This window comes from Lentzea chajnantorensis (assembly GCF_054300775.1).
In genome coordinates this window covers 528,089-550,415 of record NZ_JBSDZT010000002.1, presented here as the reverse complement: position 1 = coordinate 550,415, position 22,327 = coordinate 528,089, and the positions used below count along the sequence as shown (strand labels likewise).

Below are 22,327 nucleotides of genomic sequence, written 5' to 3'. Positions count from 1 at the left end.
CCACAAATCCTCCGGCGCACGGGTGCCTCTCCGGGACGACCGCCCCGCCGACCCCGGTTGTCCACCGGTCGGTGGACACGGCGGCACGCGGGGCCCTTTCGTGCGCTCCTGGTGAACGAAAGCTCCCCGCGTGCGTTCATGTTTCGGCAAGGTTTCCACTGGGCGGTAAACGGCTTTCGAGTGGTAGAACGAAGCTGTGCACCTGACGCCGCATGAACGGGACAAGCTCCTCGTGCACGTCGCTGCCGACGTGGCGCGGCGGAGGCTCGAACGCGGAGTGCTGCTGAACTACCCCGAGGTCGTCGCGCTGATCACCGACCACGTGCTGGAGGGCGCGCGGGACGGGCGGACGGTCAGCGAGCTGATGGAGAGCGGCCGCACGGTGCTCGCGCCGGAGCAGGTCATGCGCGGGGTGCCGGAGATGATCGACTCGGTGCAGGTCGAGGCGACGTTCCCGGACGGCACGAAGCTCGTCACGGTGCACCACCCGATCGCACCGTCCGCCGGTCCCGCCCCGGGCGAGGTCGTCGTCGGCAGCGAACCGGTCGAGCTCAACCCCGGCCGGCCGCGGGTCGCGCTCACCGTCGTCAACGCCGCCGACCGGCCCGTGCAGGTCGGCTCGCACTTCCACTTCGCGTCGGTCAACGCCGGGCTGGAGTTCGACCGGGAGGCCGCTTTCGGCTACCGGCTGGACATCCCGGCGGGCACGGCGACGCGCTTCGAACCCGGCGTCGAGCGCGAGGTGTCGCTCGTTCCGCTGGCCGGCCTGCGGATCGTCAGGGGGTTGCAGCGGTGATCGACCGGGAGCGCTACGCCGAGCTGCTCGGCCCGACCGTCGGCGACAAGGTCCGGTTGGCCGACACCGACCTGTTCATCGAGGTCACCGAGGACCTGAGCCGCGGCACCGGCTCCGGCGACGAGGTGATCTTCGGTGGCGGCAAGGTGGTCCGCGAGTCGATGGGGCAGGGGATCGCCACCCGTGCCGAGGGAGCGCCGGACCTGGTGATCACCGGTGCCGTGGTGCTCGACCACTGGGGTGTGGTCAAGGCCGACGTCGGCGTGCGGGACGGCCGGATCGTCGCGATCGGCAAGGCGGGCAACCCGGACACGATGGACGGCGTCCACCCCGACCTGGTCATCGGCCCGTCGACGGAGATCCTGTCCGGCAACGGGAAGATCCTCACCGCGGGCGGCATCGACTGCCACGTGCACTTCATCTGCCCGCAGGTCGTGGACGAGGCGCTGGCGTCCGGCCTGACCACGCTGGTCGGCGGCGGCACCGGCCCTGCGGAGGGCACGAAGGCCACCACGGTCACGCCGGGCGCCTGGTACCTCGACCGGATGCTGACGTCGATGGACCACATGCCGGTCAACGTCCTGTTGCTGGGCAAGGGGAACACGGTCTCCGAGGAAGCTCTGCGCGAACAGCTCCGCGGTGGCGCGGGCGGGTTCAAGCTGCACGAGGACTGGGGCACCACGCCCGCCGCGATCGACGCGTGCCTGCGCATCGCCGACGAGTCCGGCGTCCAGGTCGCCATCCACACGGACACGTTGAACGAGGCCGGCTTCCTGGAGTCCACAGTGGACGCCATCGGTGGCAGGTCGATCAACGCTTACCACTCCGAGGGCGCGGGCGGCGGGCACGCACCGGACATCATCCGGGTCGTCTCACTGCCGAACGTGCTGCCGTCGTCGACCAACCCGACCCGCCCGCACACCGTCAACACGCTCGAAGAACACCTCGACATGCTGATGGTCTGCCACCACCTCAACCCGTCGGTGCCCGAGGACCTGGCGTTCGCCGAGTCGCGCATCCGCCCGACCACGATCGCCGCCGAGGACCTGCTGCACGACCTGGGCGCCATCTCGATGATCAGCTCCGACTCCCAGGCGATGGGCCGGGTCGGCGAGGTCGTCATCCGCACCTGGCAGACCGCGCACGTGATGTCGAAGCGCCACACCCTCGACCCGAACCTGCGGGCCCGGCGGTACGTCGCGAAGTACACGATCAACCCGGCCATCGCGCACGGCATCGCCGGCGAGGTCGGCTCGGTCGAACCCGGCAAGCTCGCCGACCTCGTGCTGTGGGAACCGAAGTTCTTCGGCGTGCGGCCATCGGTCGTGCTGAAGGGCGGCTTCATCGCGTGGGGTGCCATGGGTGACGCGAACGCCTCGATCCCGACGCCGCAACCGGTGTGGGCGCGGCCGATGTTCGGTGCCACGGCCGGTGCCGCGTCGAGCGTCTTCTTCGTCGCACCGGAGGCGGTCGAGGCCGGTATCGGCGACCGGTACGCCCGGCGGGTGCTGCCGGTGGAGAACACCCGCTCGGTGTCCAAGGCGGACATGGTGCTGAACGACGCGCTGCCGGACGTGCGGGTCGACCCGGACAGCTTCGCCGTGCACGTGGACGGCGCGCTGGTGGAACCGGCACCGGTCGCCGAGCTGCCGATGGCCCAGCGGTACTTCCTGTTCTGATGCTGACCGCGCTGATCCTCGCCGACTCCCGCTTCCCCGGCGGCGGGCACGTGCACTCCGGTGGCCTGGAGGAGGCGGCCACCCGGCGGCTCGTGCACGACGAGCCGTCGCTGGAGTCGTTCCTGCGCGGGCGGTTGCAGACCGCGGGGCTGCTCGCGGCCGGGTTCGCCGCCGCCGCGGCCCGCGGTGAGGACCTCGCGACGCTGGACGCCGAGCTCGACGCCCGCACGCCCTCGCCCGCCCAGCGCGCGGCGTCGCGGGCGCAGGGCCGCGGCATGCTGCGGGCGGCCCGGCGGGCGTGGCCGTCCGCGCGCCTGCGCGACCTGCCGCCGGACCCGCACCAGCCGCTGGTCATCGGCGTGCTGGTCGACGACCCGGGCAAGGCCGCGCTGACCTGCGCCTACCTCGCCGTCAGCGGACCGGCGTCCGCGGCGGTGCGGCTGCTGGGACTCGACCCGTTCGGGGTCAACGCGATCGTGGCGGCGCTTCCGGTGGAAGAGGTCGCCGCGCGGGCCGTGAAGGAGCTGCCCGCGCTCGGTTCACCCGCCTTGGACCTCTTGGCGGAGGCTCATGTTCGACGTGAAGGGGTGCGTCTCTTTGGGAGCTGACCACGGTCCTGACCCGCACGACCACCACCACGGCAAGGCGCCGCGCATCGGCATCGGCGGCCCCGTCGGCAGCGGCAAGACCGCGCTGACCGCCGCGCTGTGCCGTGCTCTCGGCGCGCAGCTGGAGCTTCGCGGTGGTCACCAACGACATCTACACGACCGAGGACGCCGACTTCCTGCGCCGCGCGGGCGTGCTGGACCCGGCGCGCATCGAGGCCGTGCAGACCGGGTGCTGTCCGCACACCGCGATCCGCGACGACATCACCGCGAACCTCGACGCCGTCGAACGCCTGGAACACCGGTTCACCGGCCTCGACCTGGTGATCATCGAAAGCGGCGGCGACAACCTGACCGCCGTGTTCTCCCGCGGCCTCGTCGACAGGCAGATCTTCGTCGTGGACGTGGCCGGCGGCGACAAGGTGCCGCGCAAGGGCGGCCCCGGCGTCACGACCGCCGACCTGCTGGTGATCAACAAGACCGACCTCGCCCCGCTGGTCGGCGCCGACCTGGACGTGATGACCTCCGACGCGCACCGGATGCGCGGCGAGCTGCCGGTGATCGCGCAGTCGCTGGTGGAGACACCGGACGCGCCCGAGGTCGCGAAGTGGGTGCTGGCGCAGCTGTGAGGGCGTCCGCGCGGTTGGTCGTCGAGCTCGACCGGCACGGCAACAGCGTCGTGCGCGTCCTGCGCTCCCAGGCGCCCCTGACGCTGGTGCCGCACCGCCGCGCCGGTCCGGTCGCGCTGGTGCACCTCGTCAGCTCCGTGACGTCCCCGCTCGGCGGGGACGCCCTGGAGCTGGACGTCGCGGTCGGTCCCGGTGCCGCGCTGGACCTGCGGGGCGTGGCGGCGACGCTGGCGCTGCCCGGCCCGTCCGGTGCGGAGTCGTCCTCGGTCGTGCGGTTCACGATCGAGGGCACTGCCCGGTACCTGCCGGAGCCCACGGTCGTGACGGGCCGCGCGCGTCACACCGCAGTGGTGGAGGCCGAATTGGACGGTCACGCGGTGTTGTCGTTGCGCGAGGTGCTGGTGCTCGGCCGCGTCGGCGAGAAAGCCGGTGTGCTCTCCACGTCGGTGCGCGCGACCCGGTGCGGCACGCCGTTGTTGCACCAGCAGCTCGTCGTCGGCGACCCGGCGGTCGACTCGTCCGCGGCCGGGCTCGCCGGCAAGCGCGTCCTGGGCAGCCAGGTGCACCTGGACGCCGTCGAGCGCCCCGCTGACGGCGGTGAGTGGTGGAACGTCGTGCCGTTGGCGGCGGGCGGATCCCTTGCCACCGCACTGGGTGAAGACGTGGTCACCGTCACACGTGTGCTCGACGCCATCTGACTCGATCACGTATTCGATCCAGATCCGTTCAAACCACGGACAGTCACTGTTCAGGTGGTGGTCATCACCGCGCAGGCGGTTTCGGGATCGGGTCGCCGTGCGTATGGTCGCGGGTCCAAGGACCACGAGTTCTGCGCTGTGCTGGGAGGTTCGCCGATGACGGAGACCACGAACATCGCTCTGCCCGCGATGCGCGTGTCTTATGAGCAGGGCTCGCTCGCCGAGTCGGAGCTTGCCGCCACCTGGCACGAACAGCTCCAGCTGTGGCTCGACCACGCTTCCCGCGCCGGTCTGGCGGAACCGAACGCCATGGTCCTCGCGACCACCGACACGCAGGGCCGCCCGTCCTCGCGCACGGTGCTGCTCAAGGGCCTCGACGAGCGCGGCGTGGTGTTCTTCACCAACTACACCTCGAACAAGTCGCACGACCTGATGGCGACCCGCTACGCCTCCGCCACGTTCCCGTGGTTCGCGATGCAGCGCCAGGCGCACGTCCGCGGCACGGTCGAGAAGGTCGGGCCCGTCGAGACCGCCGAGTACTGGAACTCGCGGCCGCGCGGGTCGCAGATCGGTGCCTGGGCCTCGCCGCAGTCGCGCGTGGTGGCCGGCCGTTCCACTTTGGACTCGGCGCTGCACAAGATCGAGCGGCAGTTCGCCGACACCGAGCAGATCCCGGTCCCCCCGCACTGGGGCGGCTGGCGGGTCCGGCCGGAGGAGGTCGAGTTCTGGCAGGGCCGCCGCGACCGGATGCACGACCGGCTGCGGTTCCGCCTGGGCCGCGACGGCTGGCAGGTCGAGCGAGTAGCGCCGTAGTCCGCGGCGCGAGGCTTTCGCGAGGGGGCGTCTCCTGTGGGCGGGAGGCGCCCTTTCGCATGGCCTTGACACACTGTCGCGGAACCTGGTGGCGGCCTCACACGTCCTCAGGCTGACCTAAGCGCCCAAACCACCCCTCGGCATACTGGGCGCTCAGCCACAGCGAACTACGAGGTGTGACTTCACGTGTGCGGAGTGCTCGGACTCATCTGCCCCACCGAAGCCGGCGCCGGCTCGGCGCGCGGCTCAGTGGCCGCCGCACTGCGCTGCCAGCGGCACCGCGGTCCTGACGAGAGCGACACCTGGGCCGACGCGGAGGTCGTCTACGGGTTCAACCGGCTCGGCTTCATCGACCTCGACCACTCGCACCAGCCGCTGGTCTGGGGCCCGCCGGAGAACCCGGCGCGGTACACGCTGAACTTCAACGGCGAGATCTACAACTACAAGGAGCTGCGGGCCGAGCTGGCCCTGCGGTTCGGCGCCCAGTTCCGCACCCAGGGCGACGGCGAGTCGATCGTCGCCGCCTACCACTACCTGGGCGCCGACTCGGTCAAGCGGCTGCGCGGCATGTTCGCGTTCATGATCTGGGACGCGCAGGAGCGGGTGGTCTTCGGCGCGCGCGACCCGTTCGGCATCAAGCCGCTGTACTGGGCGTCCGGGCCCGGCGGGGTGGCGTTCTCGTCGGAGAAGAAGAGCCTGCTGCAGCTCACCGGCACCCTCGGCATCAGCCAGGAGCTCGACCAGACCGCGCTGCAGCACTACCTGGTCCTGCAGTACGTGCCGGAGCCCGAGTCGCTGCACAGGGCGATCCGCCGCGTCGAGTCCGGCACCTCGTTCCGCGTCACGCCGGGCGGGCCGGTCCTGTTCAACCGGTACTTCAAGCCGGTGTTCGCGCCGCGGCCGGTCAACGGCGAGCACGAGGCCGAGGCGCTGCACGAGCGGATCGCCGAGGTCATGCGCGACTCGGTGGCCAAGCACATGATCTCCGACCCGGACGTCACGGTCGGCGCGTTCCTGTCCGGCGGCATCGACTCGACGGCCACGGCGACGCTCGCGAAGCTGCACAACCCGAACCTCATCGCGTTCACCAGCGGCTTCGACCGGCAGGGCTACTCGGAGGTGGACGTCGCGGCCGAGACGGCGGCGGCCATCGGCGTGCGGCACGTGGTTCGCACGGTGTCGCCGGACGAGATGATGAACGAGCTGCCGCTGATCCTCTGGTACCTCGACGACCCGGTCGCGGACCCGGCGCTGGTGCCGCTGTGGTTCATCGCGCGGGAGGCCCGCAAGTACGTCAAGGCGGTGCTGTCCGGCGAGGGCGCGGACGAGCTGTTCGGCGGGTACGTGATCTACCACGAGCCGCTGTCGCTGTCGCCGTTCGAGAAGGTGCCCGGCGGTGTGCGCAAGCTGATGGGCGCGGTGTCGAAGTCCATTCCGGAGGGTGTGCGGGGCAAGGACCTGCTGCGGCGTGGCTCGCTGCGGCTGGAGGAGCGCTACTACGGCAACGCCCGCAACTTCAGCGACGCGCAGGTCCGCGCCGTGTTCCCCGGCTACGTCGAGGGCGTCGGCTTCCAGGACGTGACCGCGCCCTGGTACCGCGAGTCGGAGGGCTGGGACCCGGTCGCGCGCATGCAGCACATCGACCTGTTCACGTGGCTGCGCGGCGACATCCTGGTCAAGGCCGACAAGGTGACCATGGCCAACTCGATCGAGCTGCGGGTGCCGTTCCTCGACCCCGAGGTCTTCCGGGTGGCCGCCGAGGTGCCGCTGGAGCAAAAGCTCACCGAGGGCACGACCAAGTACGCGCTGCGCAAGGCGCTGGCCAAGATCATCCCTCCGCACGTGCTGAACCGGCCGAAGCTGGGCTTCCCGGTGCCGATCCGGCACTGGCTGCGCGCCGAGATGTACGACTGGGCGCGTGGGATCATCGCCGACTCGCAGACCGGCCACCTGCTCGACAAGAACGCCGTGCTCGGCCTGCTCGCCGAGCACAAGTCCGAGCAGTTCGACCGGTCGCGCCAGCTGTGGTCCGTGCTGTGCTTCATGATCTGGCACGGGATCTTCGTCGAGGGCCGGATCAGCCCGAAGGTGCCGGAGCCGGTGTACCCGGTCCGCCTCTGACGAGTGGTCTTGGTGACACCTCACGTGAAGTGCTTGTTAGTTGTCATAGGCTAACGAAGTGGCCACTGTGGGGAGAAGCGCGCGCTCGACGTTCGTGATCGACACGCGACCGTTGAAGATCGTCGCGTACCGCCGGTTGTGGCTCTCCACGATCGTCACGGCGGTGGGCTCCCAGCTCACCGCCGTCGCCGTGCCCAAGCAGGTCTACGACCTCACCGGCTCGTCCGCGTGGGTCGGCATCGCCGCGGGCGTGGCGCTGGTGCCGCTGCTGGTCTTCGGGCTGTGGGGCGGCGCGATCGCGGACACCGTCGACCGGCGCAAGCTGCTGCTCGTCACCAACACCGGCATCGCGGTCTCCTCCGTGCTGCTGTGGGTGCAGGCCGCGCTCGACGTCCGATCGGTGTGGCTCGTCATCGCGCTGCTCGGCCTGCAACAGGTGTTCTTCGCGGCCAACGCGCCCGCCCGGTCGGCCTCCATCGCCCGGCTCGTGCCGGCGGAGCTGCTGCCGTCGGCGGGCGCGCTCGGCTCGACGGTCATGCAGTTCGGCGCCGTGCTCGGGCCGTTGCTCGCCGGCGCCCTGATGCCCGTCGTCGGGCTGCCCACGCTGTACCTGGTGGACGCGATCGCGCTCGTCGTCACCGTCTACGCGGTGTGGAAGCTGCCGCCGATGCCCCCGCTCGACGGCGTGGTGCGGCGGGCAGGGCTGAAGGACGTGCTGGCCGGCTTCGTCTACCTGTGGGCGCAGAAGGTGCTGCTCGCGTCGATGCTGCTGGACATCATCGCGATGGTGTTCGGCATGCCGCGGGCGCTGTTCCCGGAGATGGCGCAGCACACGTTCGGCGACCCACCCGGCGGTGGGTTCGCCCTCGGCGTGCTGTTCGCCGCCATCCCGATCGGTGCCGTGCTGTGCGGGCTGACGTCCGGGTGGATCGCGAACGTCGGCAGGCACGGCGTCGCGGTCACCGTGTCGGTGGTCGCCTGGGGCGTGGCCATCGCCGGGTTCGGGCTCTCCGGCAACCTGTGGGTGGCGGCGGCGTTCCTCGCGTTGGCGGGCGCGGCGGACATGGTGTCGATGGCGTTCCGCGGCGCGATCCTGCAATCGGCGGCCACGGACGAGATGCGCGGCCGCATGCAGGGCGTGTTCATCGTCGTCGTGGCGGGCGGCCCGCGGATCGCCGACCTGCTGCACGGCACGGGCGGTGCGGCGTTCGGCACGGCCGCGGCGGTCACGGCCGGCGGCGTGCTGGTGGTCGTGGCGACCGTCGTCGCGGTGCTGCTGCTGCCCGCGATCTGGCGCTACCGCGTCAGTTCCGCTGGCTGACCACGGCCGGCACCGGGTCCACGACCCGCGCCGACGTGCCCCAGTCGGTGAACCTGGCGTCGTCGACGATCGTCGCCTGGCCGAACTGCCGGGAAACCTTCAACCGGGTCGGCAGACCGGCCCGGTCGAAGTCCAGTTCGGCGACCGACGCCTGCACGCCCTGGTCGAGAGCGATCTTGACCTCGTTCTTCAGGAAACCGTCCGGCAGCGCGTCGTAGGCCTTCCGGTGGTCGATGTCCACCGTGTACAGCGTGCGGTCGCCGAACTGGCCGGACAACCGCACCACACCGCCGGCCGCGATGATCGGCAGGTGGTACCGGGTGAACACGGCCTCCTGGTGGACCAAGTCGTAGAAGCCCAGCATGGTGTCCGTGAACTCGTCGGTGTCGGCGCGGGTGAGCTTCACCCACGGCTTGTCCGCGGGCAGCCCGAACACCGGGGGCAGCTCGACGTACGCGTTGTCCTCGCTCGTGGACACGTAGTGCAGCTTCTGCGGCGCCCCACCGGTCTGCACCGGTCGCTCGGTCGTGGCCTCGACGTCCGCGCCGTCACCCGCCGTGAGCCGCACGACCCCCGACGCCGACGCGACGGCGCCACCGCCCACCGGCGCGGTCACCGTGAAGCGGTAGGAGGTCTTCTCCGACACGGCACGGGTGGTCGCCGACACCAGCGAGGCGATGTCCTCGTGCACCACGGCGGTGGGCCCCGGAGCGGCCGGCGGCGGGGAGGAACAGGCCGCCAGCACCGCGGTCGAGATCAGCAGGACCGCGCGCTTCATCGCGACACCCCCAGGTCGGAACGAGTCCGGTCGATTACACCATACGGGTGAGGAAAGCAGTCATCAGTGCTGGTCGTCACACCGAACCGGCACAATTCCACGGCATGGCTGAAGCGACTCCACAAACGGAACAACCGGGGCTGCACCGGGCGATCGGGCCCAAGCTGCTGTTGTTCTTCGTCGTCGGCGACATCCTCGGCACCGGGATCTACGCGCTGACCGGCAACGTCGCCGGCAAGATCGGCGGCGCGCTCTGGTTGCCCTTCCTGCTCGCGTTCGTCGTCGCGTTCCTGACCGCGTTCAGCTACCTGGAGCTGGTCGGGAAGTACCCGAGAGCCGCGGGCGCCGCGCTCTACGCCAACAAGGCCTTCAAGATCCACTTCCTGACGTTCATGGTCGCGTTCGCGGTCATGTGCTCGGGCATCACGTCCGCCTCCAGCGCCGCCCTCGCGTTCGGCCGCACCTACCTGCGGCAGCTGCTCGTGGAGTTCTTCGACATCGCGCTCAGCCCGGAGTCGCTGGTCATCACCGGCATCGCGATCGTGTTCATCGCGGCGCTCGCGATCATCAACTTCCGCGGCGTGTCCGAGTCCGTCAAGGCCAACGTGGTCCTGACCTGCATCGAGCTGTCCGGCCTGATCATCATCATCGCGATCGGCGCCTACGCGGTCATGGTCGGCGACGGCGACCCCTCGCGGCTCACCGAGATCCACACGCCGTCCGGCTCCAACGTCCTGCTCGCAGTCACCTCGGCGACGGCACTCGCGTTCTTCGCCATGGTCGGCTTCGAGGACTCGGTGAACATGGCGGAGGAGTGCCGCGACCCGGTCCGGATCTTCCCGCGCGCGATGCTGTGGGGCATGGGCATCGCCGCCCTGATCTACGTCCTGGTCGCGATCACGTCGTCGCTGCTGATCCCGTCCGACGAGCTCGCCAAAGCCGGCTCCGGCGCGTTGCTGAAGGTCGTCACCGTCGGCGCACCCGGCTTCCCGCTGTGGGTCTTCGCCCTCATCGGCCTGCTCGCCGTCATCAACTCGGCGCTGATCAACATGCTGATGGCGTCGCGCCTGCTCTACGGCATGGCCAACGAGAAGATCATCCCGAAGTTCTTCAGCGCCGTGCACCCGTTCCGCCGCACGCCGTGGATCTCCATCGTCTTCACCACCGGCATCGCGGTGATCCTGGTGTCCACGGCCGACATCGGCAAGCTCGGCGGCACGACCTCGTTGCTGCTGCTCGTCGTCTTCACCATCGTCAACATCGCGTGCCTGGTGCTGCGCAAGGAGAAGTCCGAGCACAAGCACTTCCGCGCACCCACCTGGGCGCCGGTGCTGGGCGCCATCACCTGCGCGTACCTGGCGCTGCCGTTCACGTCCGGCCGGCCGTGGGACGACTACAAGATCGCCGGCTACCTGCTGCTCGCCGGCCTGGTGCTCTGGGGCATCAACCGGGTGCTGCACGGCAAGGTCGACATCAGCCCGGAGAACCTGTCGAAGTGACCGGTTCGGCACGAGGGACCGGTCGGGCCCGCCCGACCGGTTCCGCTGCCTTTGTCGCACCCGAGCGCGCGGACGGCCGTCATCCCAGCCTGGCCAGCTCGACCGGGTCGTGCGCGCAGAACACCTCGACCTCACCGGTCGCCTTCAGCTCCCGCAACCGCTCCACATTGGACAGCCGCTGCACCCGGATCGTCTCCGTCTGCCTGGCGGTCATCTTGAGCGCGAAGATGCTGCTCGGCGGCGTCTCGACCTCACCGCGGTAGAAGTAGGCGTCCCCGGCGTGCAGCAGCCAGCCGTCGTCCGACCTGACCGCGATGCCGCTGTGGCCGCGGGTGTGCCCGACCAACGGCACGATGAGGATGTCCGCGGGCAGCCCCGGGATGTCGCGGACCGCCTCGAACCCGAACCACTCCTCGCCGGTCGCGTGGTGCGTCCGGAACGTGACCCCCTCGCGCTGCGCCTTCGGGAACCGCATCTTCTCCTTGGTCGTGCGCGGGTTGGTCGCGGCCTCCAGTTCGGTGTCCAGCACGTGCACCGTCGCACCGGGGAAGTCCCGCAGCCCACCCGCGTGGTCCATGTCGAGGTGCGTGAGCAGCACGTGCCGCACGTCGCTCGCCCGAAACCCGCGCTTCTCGACCTGGCTGACCGCGGTCTCGTTGACGTCGAGCAGCGGCCGCAGCAACCGCCGGCTGAGCCCGTCGATGGTCTGCGCCGGGTCCTTCACCTCGTGCGTGCCGAAGCCCGTGTCGACCAGCACCAGCCCGTCGTCGGCCTCGATCAGCAGGCAGTGCGCCACGAGCCCGCCGGGCACCAGCGGCGGCCGCATCGAACCGCAGTTGAGGTGATGGACCTTCATGGGCAATTCCTTCCATTGGCCCCGTAGGCTTCAGCCTCATGTTGGGGATCTCGTACGAGGGTGCCACCGCTGTGATCACGACTGTAGGCGCGGGCCTGCGGTCCTTCGAGGTGAACGGCGTCCCGTACGTGGAGACGTTCGGCCCGGACGAGAAACCACCGATGTCCGCCGGCGCCGTCCTCGTGCCCTGGCCCAACCGCACAGCCGGCGCCTGCTGGACCCTCGACGGCGAGGTCCAGCACCTGGAGGTCACCGAACCGGCCCGCGGCAACGCCATCCACGGCCTGGTCCGCCGCCGCCCCTGGTCCGTCCTCGAACACACCGGCTCCCTGGTGACCCTCGAAACGGTCATCGACCCCCAGCCCGGCTGGCCGGCGGCCCTGCGCACCACCGTCTCCTACGCCCTGGACGACAACGGCCTGACCATCGCCCACCACGTGACGAACGTCGGCGAGCTCGCCACCCCCTTCGGCGTCGGCACCCACCCCTACCCCCGCGCTGGGAACGCTTCCACGGACTCCTGCACGCTCACCCTGGCGGCCACGACGGTCCTCCCCCTGGACCTCGAGCGGATGGTGCCCTCCGGCCCCGCCGTACCCGTCGAGGGAACCTCCTACGACTTCCGCGCCGGCCGCCCACTGGCCGGGGTCCAGCTCGACACGCCGTTCGGCGGCTGCGAACCGGGCCGCGACGGGCTGGTGCGGCACTCGCTCGCCGGTGACGGCTGGGGGGTCGAGCTGTGGGCCGACCCGGACTTCCGGTGGGTGCAGGTGTACACGCCGGAGGCCTATCCGGGGCGGGGGCGGGCGGTGGCCGTTGAGCCGATGACCTGTCCGCCGGATGCGTTGAACTCCGGGGTGGATTTGATCTGGGTGGCTCCGGGGGAGTCCTGGGGGGCCCGGTGGGGGGTTCGGCCGCTGTGACTCGCTGAGGGTGGCTGTTCCTGGGGCTCCGCCCCAGACTCCGACACTCCCAAAGAAGCCGCCGGCGCCGTTCGCGGGTTGATGGCACGCCTGTTGCTTTGTGCGGCTGCCGGTTGCGTTGCGGTGGGCGTCTGCCCCGCCTAGCGCGGAACCGCCCGAGGAAAGCCCTTCACGCCTCGCCTTCAGCTCGATCACAAGCCGATTCCCCGAACGCGGCCTTCGGCGCGTCCTTGGCGGAGGTTTCGGGGCGGGTCGGCACGTCTCCGCTACTGCTCTCGGTGCTCGCTCACCCCCAGGCACTCCCGCTCGCACCCGGCTGCTTCCGCCCCGGCTTCCCGCCCTGGCGCCTCGCACCCAGCTGCTTCCGTCGGCGGCTCCCCGCCCCGGCTCCCCACCCGATCCCCACGCACCCCTCCTTCCATCGCACCCTCACCTCCACCCTCTCGACGCGATCCCCGACAACGTGCCGTGCGCCCCTCCCGCGCTTCCTTGTCTGCGGGCGAACGAACCACCTGCATCCGGACATCCCAACAGACGCCCAGGCGTGCAAATCAGGACAACCTTCACCCGATCAGGCGACCGCGCACGAAACGCAGGCAAAGCGAGAGCCACGAGGGTGGACTGGCCCGAGCGGCGTCCAACCGTTAGCGTTGCTAACCATGAACATCGCGATCACCGGGGGCTACGTCGTGCCGGTCGACGGGGAGCCCGTCGAAGGCGGCACTGTTCTGATCCAGGACGGGAAGATCGTCGCCGTCGGCGCCGACGTCGACATCCCGGACGGGGTGCGGGTCGTCGACGCGGACGGGGCCTGGGTGTTGCCGGGCTTCGTCGAGGCGCACGGGCACATCGGCGTCCACGAGGAGGCCGAGGGGTGGGCCGGGCAGGACACCAACGAGATGACCGACCCCGTCGGGGCGCGGATGCGGGCGCTCGACGCGATCAACCCCGCCGACATCGGGTTCGCCGACGCGCTCAGCGGGGGTGTCACCACGGCGGTGATCAAGCCGGGGTCGGGCAACCCCATCGGCGGGCAGACGGTCGCGATCAAGTGCTGGGGGCGCACGGTCGACGAGATGCTCGTCAAGGAACCGGTCAGCGTGAAGAGCGCGCTCGGGGAGAACCCGAAGCGGGTCTACGGCGACAAGGGGAAGCTGCCGTCCACGCGGCAGGGGGTCGCGGCGGTCATCCGCGACGAGCTGCACCAGGGCGCAGGACTACCTGGCGAAGAAGGCGGAGGCGGAGGCGGACGGCAAGGCGTTCGACCGCAACACCACGCTGGAGGTCCTCGGCAAGGTGCTCACCGGCGAGCTGCCGTGGTGCCAGCACGCGCACCGGGCCGACGACATCGCCACGGCCATCCGGCTGGCGGACGAGTTCGGCTACCGGCTGATCCTCAACCACGGCACCGAAGGCCACCTGATCGCGGACCTCATCGCCGAGAAGCAGATCCCCGTGATCATCGGTCCGCTGTTCACCACCCGGTCCAAAGTGGAGCTGCGCAACCGCGGGCTGCGCAACCCGGGCATCCTCGCGCGGGCCGGGGTCGAGCTCGCCATCACGACCGACCACCCCGTCATCCCCATCCACTTCCTGGTGCACCAGGCCACGCTGGCGGTGAAGGAGGGGCTCGACAGCGACGTCGCGCTGCGGTCGATCACCACCAACCCCGCGCGGATCATGGGGCTGGACGACCGGGTCGGGGCGCTCAAGCCCGGTCTCGACGGTGACGTCGTCATCTGGTCGGGGGACCCGCTCGACGTGATGAGCCGCGCGCTGCACGTCTACATCCAGGGGCGCGAGGTCTACGCGTTCGACGAGCGCAAGGGCGAAGGGACCGTCGCCGATCCCTTCTACCGGGAGAACCTGGGCTAACGCAGGCCGCGGCCGATCACGAGGCGCTGGATCTGGTTGGTGCCCTCGAAGATCTGCAGCACCTTGGCCTCGCGCATGTAGCGCTCGACCGGGAAGTCGCGGGTGTAGCCGGCGCCGCCGAGGACCTGCACGGCGTCGGTCGTCACCTTCATCGCCGCGTCCGTGGCGACGAGCTTGGCGATCGACGCCTGCTGGCGGAACGGCAGGCCGGCGTCGCGGCGGCGGGCGGCCATCAGGTACGTCGCCCGCGCCGACTCGACGGCGGCGGCCATGTCGGCGAGCAGGAACTCCAGGCCCTGGAACTCGATGATCGGGCGACCGAACTGGGTGCGGGACTTGGCGTACGCCACCGCCTCGTCCAGTGCCGCCTGGGCCAGGCCGACCGCGCAGGCCGCGATGCCGAGCCGGCCGGAGTCCAAAGCGGACAGAGCGATCTTCAGGCCGTCGCCCTCGGCGCCGATCAGGCGGTCGGTGCCGAAGCGCACGCCGTCGAACGACAGCTGCGCGGTGATCGAACCGGTGAGGCCCATCTTGCGCTCGGCGGGCGCGGCGGACAGACCGGGCGCCTCACCGGGGGCCAGGAAGCAGGAGATGCCGCGGCCGGCGTCGGGGGACGTGCGGGCCATCAACGTGTAGAAGTCGGCGGCGCCGGCGTGCGTGATCCACGCCTTGGTGCCGTTCACGACGTACTCCGAGCCCTGGCGCACCGCGCGGGTCGACATCGCGGCCGGGTCGGACCCCGCCTGCGTCTCCGACAGCGCGTAACCGCCGAGCAGCTCGCCTTCGAGCATCTCCGGCAACCAGCGGTCCTGCTGCTCGCGGGTGCCGAACGTGGCCAGGCCGTAGCAGGACATCACGTGCACGGAGAGGCCGACGGCGACCGTCATCCACGCGGAGGCGACCTCCTCCAGCGCCTGCAGGTACACCTCGTAGGGCTGCGCGCCGCCACCGAACTCCTCGGGGTACGGCAGGCCCAGCAGACCGCTGCGGCCCAGCAGCCGGAACGCCTCGCGGGGGAACTTCTCGTTCTCCTCCGCGTCCGCCGCGTGCGGCTTCAGCTCGTCCCGCGCGATCTCCTTGACCAGCGCGATCAGGTCTTCGGCCTCTTGGGTGGGGAGCAGCCGCTCGGCGGGCATCGTCGACCTCCGGTGTGTACTGGTAGCTGTACTGTAGGACGTACCGCAGTACACCTGCCAGTCAGTGTGGCAAGGTCGTCACATGACGCGGGCTCTCACGCAGCGGCAGGCCGAGCTGCTCTCCCGGTTGGAGGTCCTCTTCCTCGACGAGGGCTTCGGTCACCTCACGCTGGACGACATCGCGGGCAGGCTGCACTGCTCGAAATCCACCCTCTACGCGCTCGCCGGCAGCAAGGAACAGCTCGCCGTGCGGGTCGTCGGCCGGTACTTCAAAGGCGCGGCCGAACGCATCGAGAAGCGCATCGCGGGCCTCCACGACGTGCGCAAACGCATCGGCAGCTACCTCGCTGCCGCCGCGGAGGAGCTGAACAGGGCCTCGGCCGCGTTCATCGCCGACGTGTCCGACTTCCCGCCCACGCGCGCCACCTACGAGCGCAACGCCCGTGCCGCCGCCGAGCGCATCAAGGCGTTCATCCAGGACGGCGTCGAGCTGCACGTGTTCCGCGAGGTGCACGCCACGTTGTTCGCCGAGATGGCCGGTCTGCTCATCGAGAGCATCCAGACGGGGGTCCTCACGAAACGGGCGGGTGTTTCGGATGCCGAGGCGTTCACCGCACTGGGGGAACTGCTGTTGGATGGTCTGCAGAGGACCGGGGCCGGCCAGAGGGAGTAGGACGCTGTGATCGTGGTTGCTGGTGAGGCACTGGTCGACATGGTGCCGGTGGGGGACGACGAGCTGGCGCCGCTCGCGCCCAAGCTGGGGGGCGGCCCGTACAACGTCGCCGTCGCGCTCGGGCGGCTCGGTGTGCCGACGGGTTTCCTGTCGCGGGTGTCGGCCGACCACTTCGGCGAGCAGCTCGTGAAACGGCTGCACGCGTCGAACGTGGGCACGGACCTCGTCCAGCGCGGGCAGGAGAACACCACCCTCGCGGTCGTCGGTCTCGCGGACGACGGCAGCGCGCGCTACTCGTTCTACGTCGACGGCACGGCCGACCGGCTCGTCGAGGACCCCGGCCCGCTGCCGCAGGGCGTGAAGGCCGTGTCGTTCGGCACGCTGAGCCTCGTCCTCGAACCCGGTGCGAGCGTCTACGAGACGGTGCTGCGGCGGGAGAGCAAGCGGCTGCTGACCGTTCTCGACCCCAACATCCGGGCAGGCCTGATCGACGATCCGGGCGCCTACCGCACGCGGTTCACGTCGTGGCTGCCCGACGTCGGGCTGCTGAAGGTGTCCGTCGAGGACGCTCAGTGGCTCGCCGAGGACGGCGACGTGATCGAGATCGCACGCACCTGGATTTCACAGGGACCCGCCGCCGTCGTGCTCACCAGGGGTGGTGACGGTCTCTCCGTGATCACCGCCACGGACCGGGTCGACGTGCCGCCGGTGGAGGTCGACGTCGTCGACACCATCGGTGCCGGCGACACCGTGCAGGGCGCCCTGATCGCGTGGCTGCACGACCACGACGCGTTGTCCGCCGAGAAGGTCCGCGCGCTGTCCGCGGAGGAGTGGACCAGCGCGTTGACCTACGCCGGTGCGGCCGCCGCGATCACATGTTCGCGTGCGGGTGCCGAGCCGCCCTTTGCGAGCGAACTCACCGCCGCGTTGGGTGGATAAAGCGCCGAACCGGACTACCGTGGGGGAGCCGCGCTAGAAACCTGCATCGCGGATGTGATGCCGGTCCCATCTCACAGAATCGGTTCACACCGCTGCTGCGAGGCGGGCCTTCCGCCGACTAGCGTGGATGAACTTGAAGACTCAGATCCCAACGGGGTGGTCCGAGACGACGGCAGTCCGCGCGGGCTGCCGCCACCCCGTCCGAGCGTTGAGAGGGACTTGAATGCCCGACGCGACGACTGCGCCGAACGACACCCAGACCGTCGCGCTGCGCCACGGGGGCGGAGAGCTCGAGATGAAGGTGGTGCCGGCGACCGAAGGCGCGTCCGGCATCGAACTCGGCAAACTGCTGTCGACGACCGGTCTGGTGACCCTGGACACCGGTTTCGTCAACACGGCCTCCTGCTCCTCCGAGATCACCTACATCGACGGTGACGCGGGCATTCTGCGTTACCGCGGGTACCCGATCGAGCAGCTGGCCCAGCGTTCGAACTTCGCCGAGGTCTCCTACCTCCTGATCTACGGCGAGCTTCCGACCGCCGCGCAGCTCGAGGACTTCACCTCCAAGATCAGCCGCCACACGCTGCTGCACGAGGACCTCAAGCGCTTCTTCGACGGCTTCCCGCGTGACGCGCACCCGATGCCGGTGCTGTCCTCCGCGGTCTCGGCCCTGTCGACCTTCTACCAGGACTCGCTGTCGCCGTTCGACGCCAACCAGGTCGAGATCTCCACGATCCGCCTGCTGGCGAAGCTCCCGACGATCGCGGCCTACGCCTACAAGAAGTCGGTCGGCCAGCCGTTCCTCTACCCGGACAACTCGCTTGGCCTGGTGGAGAACTTCCTGCGGATGACCTTCGGGTTCCCGGCGGAGGCCTACGACCTCGACCCGGACCTGGTCCGCGCGCTCGACCTGCTGTTCATCCTGCACGCCGACCACGAGCAGAACTGCTCCACGTCGACCGTGCGCCTGGTCGGCTCCTCCGAGGCGAACCTCTTCGCGTCCATCTCCGCGGGCATCAACGCCCTCTTCGGCCCGCTGCACGGCGGCGCGAACAGCGCGGTGCTGGAGATGCTGGAGAAGATCAAGGCCGACGGCGGCGACGTGGCGTCGTTCGTCAACAAGGTCAAGAACAAGGAGGACGGCGTCCGCCTGATGGGCTTCGGCCACCGGGTCTACAAGAACTACGACCCGCGCGCCGCGATCATCAAGAAGACCGCCGACGAGATCCTCAACAAGCTCGGCGCCGACGACCAGCTGCTCGACATCGCGAAGCAGCTGGAGGAGACCGCTCTCGCGGACGACTACTTCATCTCCCGCAAGCTCTACCCGAACGTGGACTTCTACACGGGTCTGATCTACCGGGCGATGGGCTTCCCGACGAAGTTCTTCACCGTGCTGTTCGCGCTCGGCCGGCTCCCCGGCTGGATCGCGCACTGGCGCGAGATGATCAACGACCCGGCCACGAAGATCGGCCGCCCGCGGCAGATCTACACCGGCCCGACCGAGCGCGACTTCATCCCGATGGAGAACCGCTAGTCACCCACCGCTTCACCCGTGCGGGGCGCGCCTGTCATGCAGGCGCGCCCCGTTCGTCTTAGCGTCGCCTGGTGAGCTCTTCCCCCTCGATCGTCTGGTTCCGCCGCGACCTGCGGACGGCCGACCACCCGGCCCTCCTCGCCGCCGCCGGGCGTTCTCCCCGCGCGCTCGGCTTGTTCGTCCTGGACGACCGGTTGCTGAAGCCGTCGGGGCAGCCGCGGATCGAGTTCCTGCACCGCTGCCTGCACGCGCTGAACGACCAGCTGGGCGGCCGGCTGATGGTCGTGCACGGCGACCCGGTGAAGACGGTCCCGCGCATCGCACAGGAGATCGGCGCGGGCAGCGTCCACGTCTCCGCGGACTACGGGCCGTACGGGCGGCGCCGCGACGAGGCCGTCGAGGAGGCGCTGGGCGACGTCGAGCTCGTCCGCTCCGGCTCGCCCTACGCCGTCGCACCCGGCCGGGTGCTCAAGGGCGACGGCACGCCGTTCAAGGTCTTCACGCCGTTCCGCAACGCCTGGCTCGACCACGGCTGGCGCGCGCCCGCCGACACCGACTCCTCCACTGTGGACTGGCTCGAACCGCCGCACAGCAACGCGATCCCGAAGGCCACCGAGAAGCTGCCGGACGCCATGCGGTTGTGGGAGGAGTTCCGCGACGAACGGCTCCCCGACTACGACAAGACCCGCGACCGGCCCGACCTCGACGCCACGAGCCGGCTGTCGGCGTTCCTGCGGTGGGGCGTGCTGCACCCCCGCACGCTCCTGCGGGACTGCGACGGCACGTACCGCAGCGAGCTCGCGTGGCGCGAGTTCTACGCGGACGTGTTGTGGCACAAGCCGGAGACCGCGCGGCAGAACCTCGACCGCAAGTTCGACCGGATGGTGCACGACGACGACCGGGAGCTGTTCGAGGCCTGGAAGCAGGGGCGCACCGGCTACCCGATCGTCGACGCCGGCATGCGCCAGCTGCTCGCGGAAGGCTTCATGCACAACCGGGTGCGCATGATCGTCGCCAGCTTCCTCGTGAAGGACCTGCACCTGCCGTGGTGGTGGGGCGCGCGGCACTTCATGGAGCACCTCGTCGACGGCGACCTCGCGTCGAACCAGCACAACTGGCAGTGGGTCGCCGGCTGCGGCACGGACGCGGCGCCGTTCTTCCGGATCTTCAACCCGATCACGCAGGCCAAGAAGTTCGACCCGGCCGGCGCGTACGTCCGCAGGTACGCGCCCGACTCGGCGGACCTCACGCCGATCGTCGACCACGCGGTGGAACGCCAGGTCGCGCTCGACCGCTACCAGGCCATCAAGTCCTGAACGCCTCGCGGAGCTTGACGCGAGCGCCGGTCCGCAGCACGGCGTTCGCGTAGACCTTGCCGCCCAGCCACGTGATCACCGCGATGGCCGCCAGCGCCAGCACCACGGCCAGCACCACCTGCCAGGCGGGGGCGACGCCCAGCGCCATCCGGCCCGGCATCAGGATCGGGGCGAACGGCGGCAGCAGCGACAGGACCGTCACGGTCGCCCCGGACGGGCTGCCGATCATCAGGTTGATGCCGGCCACGAACGCCACGATGATCGTCATGCTGATCGGCGTCAGCACCGACTGCAGCTCCTCCTGCCGCGACACCAGCGACGCGGCGGCCGCGAACACCGTGGCGTACAGGAAGAACCCGAGCAGGTACCAGAGCACGCCGGTCGCCAGCGCCGTCACGCCCACCGCGCCGACGTCGACCACGTCGAACCCCGACGACAGCGCGAGCCCGACCGTGGAGATCACCAGCAGCTGCAGCAACCCGACCGCGCCGAGGCCGATCACCTTGCCCAGCAACAACTGCCACGGCCGCACGGTCGCGAGCAGGATCTCCACGACCCGGCTCGACTTCTCCTCGACCACGCCCTGCGCGACCATGGTTCCGTAGACCAGCAACGAGTAGTACAGCAGCGCGGCCACTACCAGCCCGATGGCGAGGCGCTGACCTTGCTGTGGGTCAACGGGTTCCAGCGCTGTCACGCCCACCCGCACGTTGGCGAGGTTCTCCGCGACCTGCTGCGGGGTGATGCCCGCCTCCGCGAGCTGCGCGACCAGGACCTGTTGGCGCAGCACGTCGTTGAGCGCCGTGGTCAGCACCGAGTCGCCGGAGCCCTTGACGATCATCTTCAGCTCCGGCGGCGCACCGGTCACCAGCGCGTCGAGCGCGCCGTCGCGGACCAGCTGCTCGGCGTTGGCGTCGGTGGTGACGTCGCGCGTCTCCAGCTCGACGCCGAACGACATCGCCTTGTCCCGCAGCGGTTCCGCGAGCTGCGTGGCCTGGCCGGACAACCCGACGACGCTGCGCTGGTGGTCGTCGAACAGCACCGACTGCAGCACCACGTACCCGGCGAGCACCGCGATGATCACCGCGGTGCCGATGAGGAACGACCTCGTGCGCACCTTCGTGACGAACTCGCGCCGCGCCACCAGTCCGACCGCCCTGGCGGATGTCATGCGGTCCTCTCCCCGGTGGTCACGACGTTGCGGAAGAGCTCGGTCAGCGCCGGGCGCTGCCGGGAGAACTCGTGCACCGGACCGGCCGACAGGGCCGCGTGCAGCACGGCCTGGTCGTCGGTGCCGTCCACGAGCTCCAGCACGCAGCGCGTCCCGTTCTTCTCGATCACCCGCACGCCGTCCAGCGTGGCAGCCCAGTCGGTCGTCGGCGATTCGACGACCAGGCGCGGCACCCCGCCCGACCGCAGCTCGTCCACGGTGCCGACGGCGACCATCGCACCCTCGCTCACGATGCCGACCCGGTCGCACAGCCGTTCCACCAGGTCGAGCTGGTGGCTGGAGAACACCACGGGCACCCCGGCGGAGGCCTTCTCGCGCAGCACGCCGCTCATCACGTCCACCGCGACCGGGTCGAGGCCGGAGAACGGTTCGTCGAGCACCAGGACGTCCGGGTCGTGCACCAGGGCCGCGGCGAGCTGCACGCGCTGCTGGTTGCCGAGGCTGAGCCGCTGCACCTCGTCGGTGCGCCGGTCGCGCAGCCCGAGCCGGGCGATCCAGTTCTCGGCGTTGCGGTGCGCCTCGTTCGTGCCCAGGCCGTGCAGCTCGGCCAGGTAGACGAGCTGGTCGAGGACCTTCATCCGCGGGTAGAGCCCGCGTTCCTCCGGCATGTAGCCGATCCGCCGCCGGGTGTCGAGGTCGACGGCTCTGCCGTTCCACCGCACCTCGCCGGAGTCGGCGGCGAGCACGCCCAGCGCGATCCGCATGGTCGTGGTCTTCCCGGCGCCGTTGCTGCCGACGAACCCGAAGGCTTCGCCCGCACGCACGTCGAACGACATGTCCCGCAGGGCGACGACCTCTCCGTAGCGCTTGGAGACCGCGTCGATCTCCAGCACCCCCTCAGGCACGGTGCACCCCTTCGTTAGCCCGGATGGCGGTAATCGGACTCAAAGTATCGATGAGCA

18 protein-coding genes and 2 pseudogenes are annotated in these 22,327 nt (G+C 70.2%); 15 read left to right on the top strand and 5 right to left on the bottom strand.

The annotated features are described in order from the left end of the window. The first annotated feature begins 196 nt into the window (after positions 1 to 196). From ACVDFE_RS03205 to ACVDFE_RS03170, 8 genes and pseudogenes are all read left to right on the top strand, one after another. Complete coding sequence (locus ACVDFE_RS03205) at positions 197 to 796, top strand: urease subunit gamma (protein WP_458429528.1); 600 nt, start codon at positions 197 to 199, stop codon at positions 794 to 796. Beyond that, positions 796 to 2,475, top strand: coding sequence for an urease subunit alpha (locus ACVDFE_RS03200; protein ID WP_458434257.1), 1,680 nt, complete (start codon positions 796 to 798; stop codon positions 2,473 to 2,475). The genes ACVDFE_RS03205 and ACVDFE_RS03200 overlap by 1 nt, the downstream gene beginning before the upstream one ends. Beyond that, positions 2,472 to 3,083, top strand: coding sequence for an urease accessory protein UreF (locus ACVDFE_RS03195; RefSeq protein ID WP_458434256.1), 612 nt, complete (start codon positions 2,472 to 2,474; stop codon positions 3,081 to 3,083). The genes ACVDFE_RS03200 and ACVDFE_RS03195 overlap by 4 nt, the downstream gene beginning before the upstream one ends. Then, positions 3,046 to 3,709 (top strand): annotated as a pseudogene (gene ureG, locus ACVDFE_RS03190) (urease accessory protein UreG). The gene ACVDFE_RS03195 and the pseudogene ureG overlap by 38 nt, the downstream one beginning before the upstream one ends. Continuing rightward, a complete protein-coding gene (locus ACVDFE_RS03185; protein ID WP_458429527.1) occupies positions 3,706 to 4,407 on the top strand; it encodes an urease accessory protein UreD in 702 nt (233 codons plus the stop codon). Before ureG ends, ACVDFE_RS03185 begins: the two are co-directional and overlap by 4 nt. Before the next feature lie 156 nt (positions 4,408 to 4,563). Then, complete coding sequence (gene pdxH / locus ACVDFE_RS03180; RefSeq protein WP_360385627.1) at positions 4,564 to 5,220, top strand: pyridoxamine 5'-phosphate oxidase; 657 nt, start codon at positions 4,564 to 4,566, stop codon at positions 5,218 to 5,220. Positions 5,221 to 5,406: 186 nt separating this feature from the next. After that, positions 5,407 to 7,341, top strand: a complete 1,935-nt coding sequence (asnB, locus tag ACVDFE_RS03175) for an asparagine synthase (glutamine-hydrolyzing) (RefSeq protein ID WP_458429526.1) — start codon at positions 5,407 to 5,409, stop codon at positions 7,339 to 7,341. 67 nt (positions 7,342 to 7,408) lie between these two features. After that, complete coding sequence (locus tag ACVDFE_RS03170) at positions 7,409 to 8,662, top strand: MFS transporter (protein WP_458429525.1); 1,254 nt, start codon at positions 7,409 to 7,411, stop codon at positions 8,660 to 8,662. Here the strand turns inward: ACVDFE_RS03170 and ACVDFE_RS03165 are convergent. Next, positions 8,646 to 9,440: a hypothetical protein gene (locus tag ACVDFE_RS03165; protein ID WP_360385631.1), complete on the bottom strand. Its 795-nt coding sequence runs from the start codon at positions 9,438 to 9,440 to the stop codon at positions 8,646 to 8,648. The genes ACVDFE_RS03170 and ACVDFE_RS03165 overlap by 17 nt on opposite strands. 104 nt (positions 9,441 to 9,544) lie before the next feature. Here ACVDFE_RS03165 and ACVDFE_RS03160 point away from each other — a divergent pair, with 104 nt between their 5' ends. Beyond that, on the top strand, positions 9,545 to 10,939 hold the full coding sequence (locus ACVDFE_RS03160) for an APC family permease (protein WP_458429524.1): 1,395 nt from the start codon (positions 9,545 to 9,547) through the stop codon (positions 10,937 to 10,939). Between the two features lie 79 nt (positions 10,940 to 11,018). Here ACVDFE_RS03160 and ACVDFE_RS03155 read toward each other — a convergent pair whose 3' ends face one another. After that, positions 11,019 to 11,795, bottom strand: coding sequence for an MBL fold metallo-hydrolase (locus ACVDFE_RS03155; RefSeq protein WP_458429523.1), 777 nt, complete (start codon positions 11,793 to 11,795; stop codon positions 11,019 to 11,021). A gap of 38 nt (positions 11,796 to 11,833) precedes the next feature. Between ACVDFE_RS03155 and ACVDFE_RS03150 the strand changes: the two genes are divergently transcribed. Together ACVDFE_RS03150 and ACVDFE_RS03145 are read left to right on the top strand one after the other, a co-directional pair. Beyond that, positions 11,834 to 12,718, top strand: coding sequence for an aldose 1-epimerase family protein (locus tag ACVDFE_RS03150; RefSeq protein WP_458429522.1), 885 nt, complete (start codon positions 11,834 to 11,836; stop codon positions 12,716 to 12,718). A gap of 659 nt (positions 12,719 to 13,377) precedes the next feature. Beyond that, positions 13,378 to 14,593: pseudogene (locus ACVDFE_RS03145) on the top strand (amidohydrolase). Here the strand turns inward: ACVDFE_RS03145 and ACVDFE_RS03140 are convergent. Then, on the bottom strand, positions 14,590 to 15,729 hold the full coding sequence (locus ACVDFE_RS03140; protein WP_360385641.1) for an acyl-CoA dehydrogenase family protein: 1,140 nt from the start codon (positions 15,727 to 15,729) through the stop codon (positions 14,590 to 14,592). The pseudogene ACVDFE_RS03145 and the gene ACVDFE_RS03140 overlap by 4 nt on opposite strands. Positions 15,730 to 15,811: 82 nt before the next feature. Between ACVDFE_RS03140 and ACVDFE_RS03135 the strand changes: the two genes are divergently transcribed. From ACVDFE_RS03135 to ACVDFE_RS03120, 4 genes are all read left to right on the top strand, one after another. Beyond that, positions 15,812 to 16,402 carry a TetR/AcrR family transcriptional regulator gene (locus ACVDFE_RS03135; RefSeq protein ID WP_360385643.1) on the top strand — a complete coding sequence of 197 codons (591 nt, stop codon included), beginning with the start codon at positions 15,812 to 15,814 and terminating at the stop codon, positions 16,400 to 16,402. A gap of 6 nt (positions 16,403 to 16,408) precedes the next feature. Continuing rightward, positions 16,409 to 17,341 (top strand): carbohydrate kinase family protein, encoded by a 933-nt coding sequence (locus tag ACVDFE_RS03130; protein ID WP_458429521.1) that lies wholly within the window; start codon positions 16,409 to 16,411, stop codon positions 17,339 to 17,341. Between the two features lie 223 nt (positions 17,342 to 17,564). Then, entirely contained in the window at positions 17,565 to 18,878 is a 1,314-nt protein-coding gene (locus ACVDFE_RS03125) for a citrate synthase (RefSeq protein ID WP_360385647.1), read from the top strand. 68 nt (positions 18,879 to 18,946) lie between these two features. Continuing rightward, on the top strand, positions 18,947 to 20,194 hold the full coding sequence (locus ACVDFE_RS03120; protein ID WP_458434255.1) for a cryptochrome/photolyase family protein: 1,248 nt from the start codon (positions 18,947 to 18,949) through the stop codon (positions 20,192 to 20,194). Here the strand turns inward: ACVDFE_RS03120 and ACVDFE_RS03115 are convergent. Both ACVDFE_RS03115 and ACVDFE_RS03110 read right to left on the bottom strand, forming a co-directional pair. After that, a complete protein-coding gene (locus tag ACVDFE_RS03115) occupies positions 20,184 to 21,365 on the bottom strand; it encodes an ABC transporter permease (protein ID WP_458429520.1) in 1,182 nt (393 codons plus the stop codon). The two genes, ACVDFE_RS03120 and ACVDFE_RS03115, sit on opposite strands and share 11 nt — an antisense overlap. Further along, the gene (locus ACVDFE_RS03110) at positions 21,362 to 22,270 is read right to left on the bottom strand and encodes an ABC transporter ATP-binding protein (RefSeq protein ID WP_458429519.1); all 909 of its coding nucleotides are present in this window, start codon (positions 22,268 to 22,270) and stop codon (positions 21,362 to 21,364) included. The genes ACVDFE_RS03115 and ACVDFE_RS03110 overlap by 4 nt, the downstream gene beginning before the upstream one ends. Positions 22,271 to 22,327: the final 57 nt, after the last annotated feature.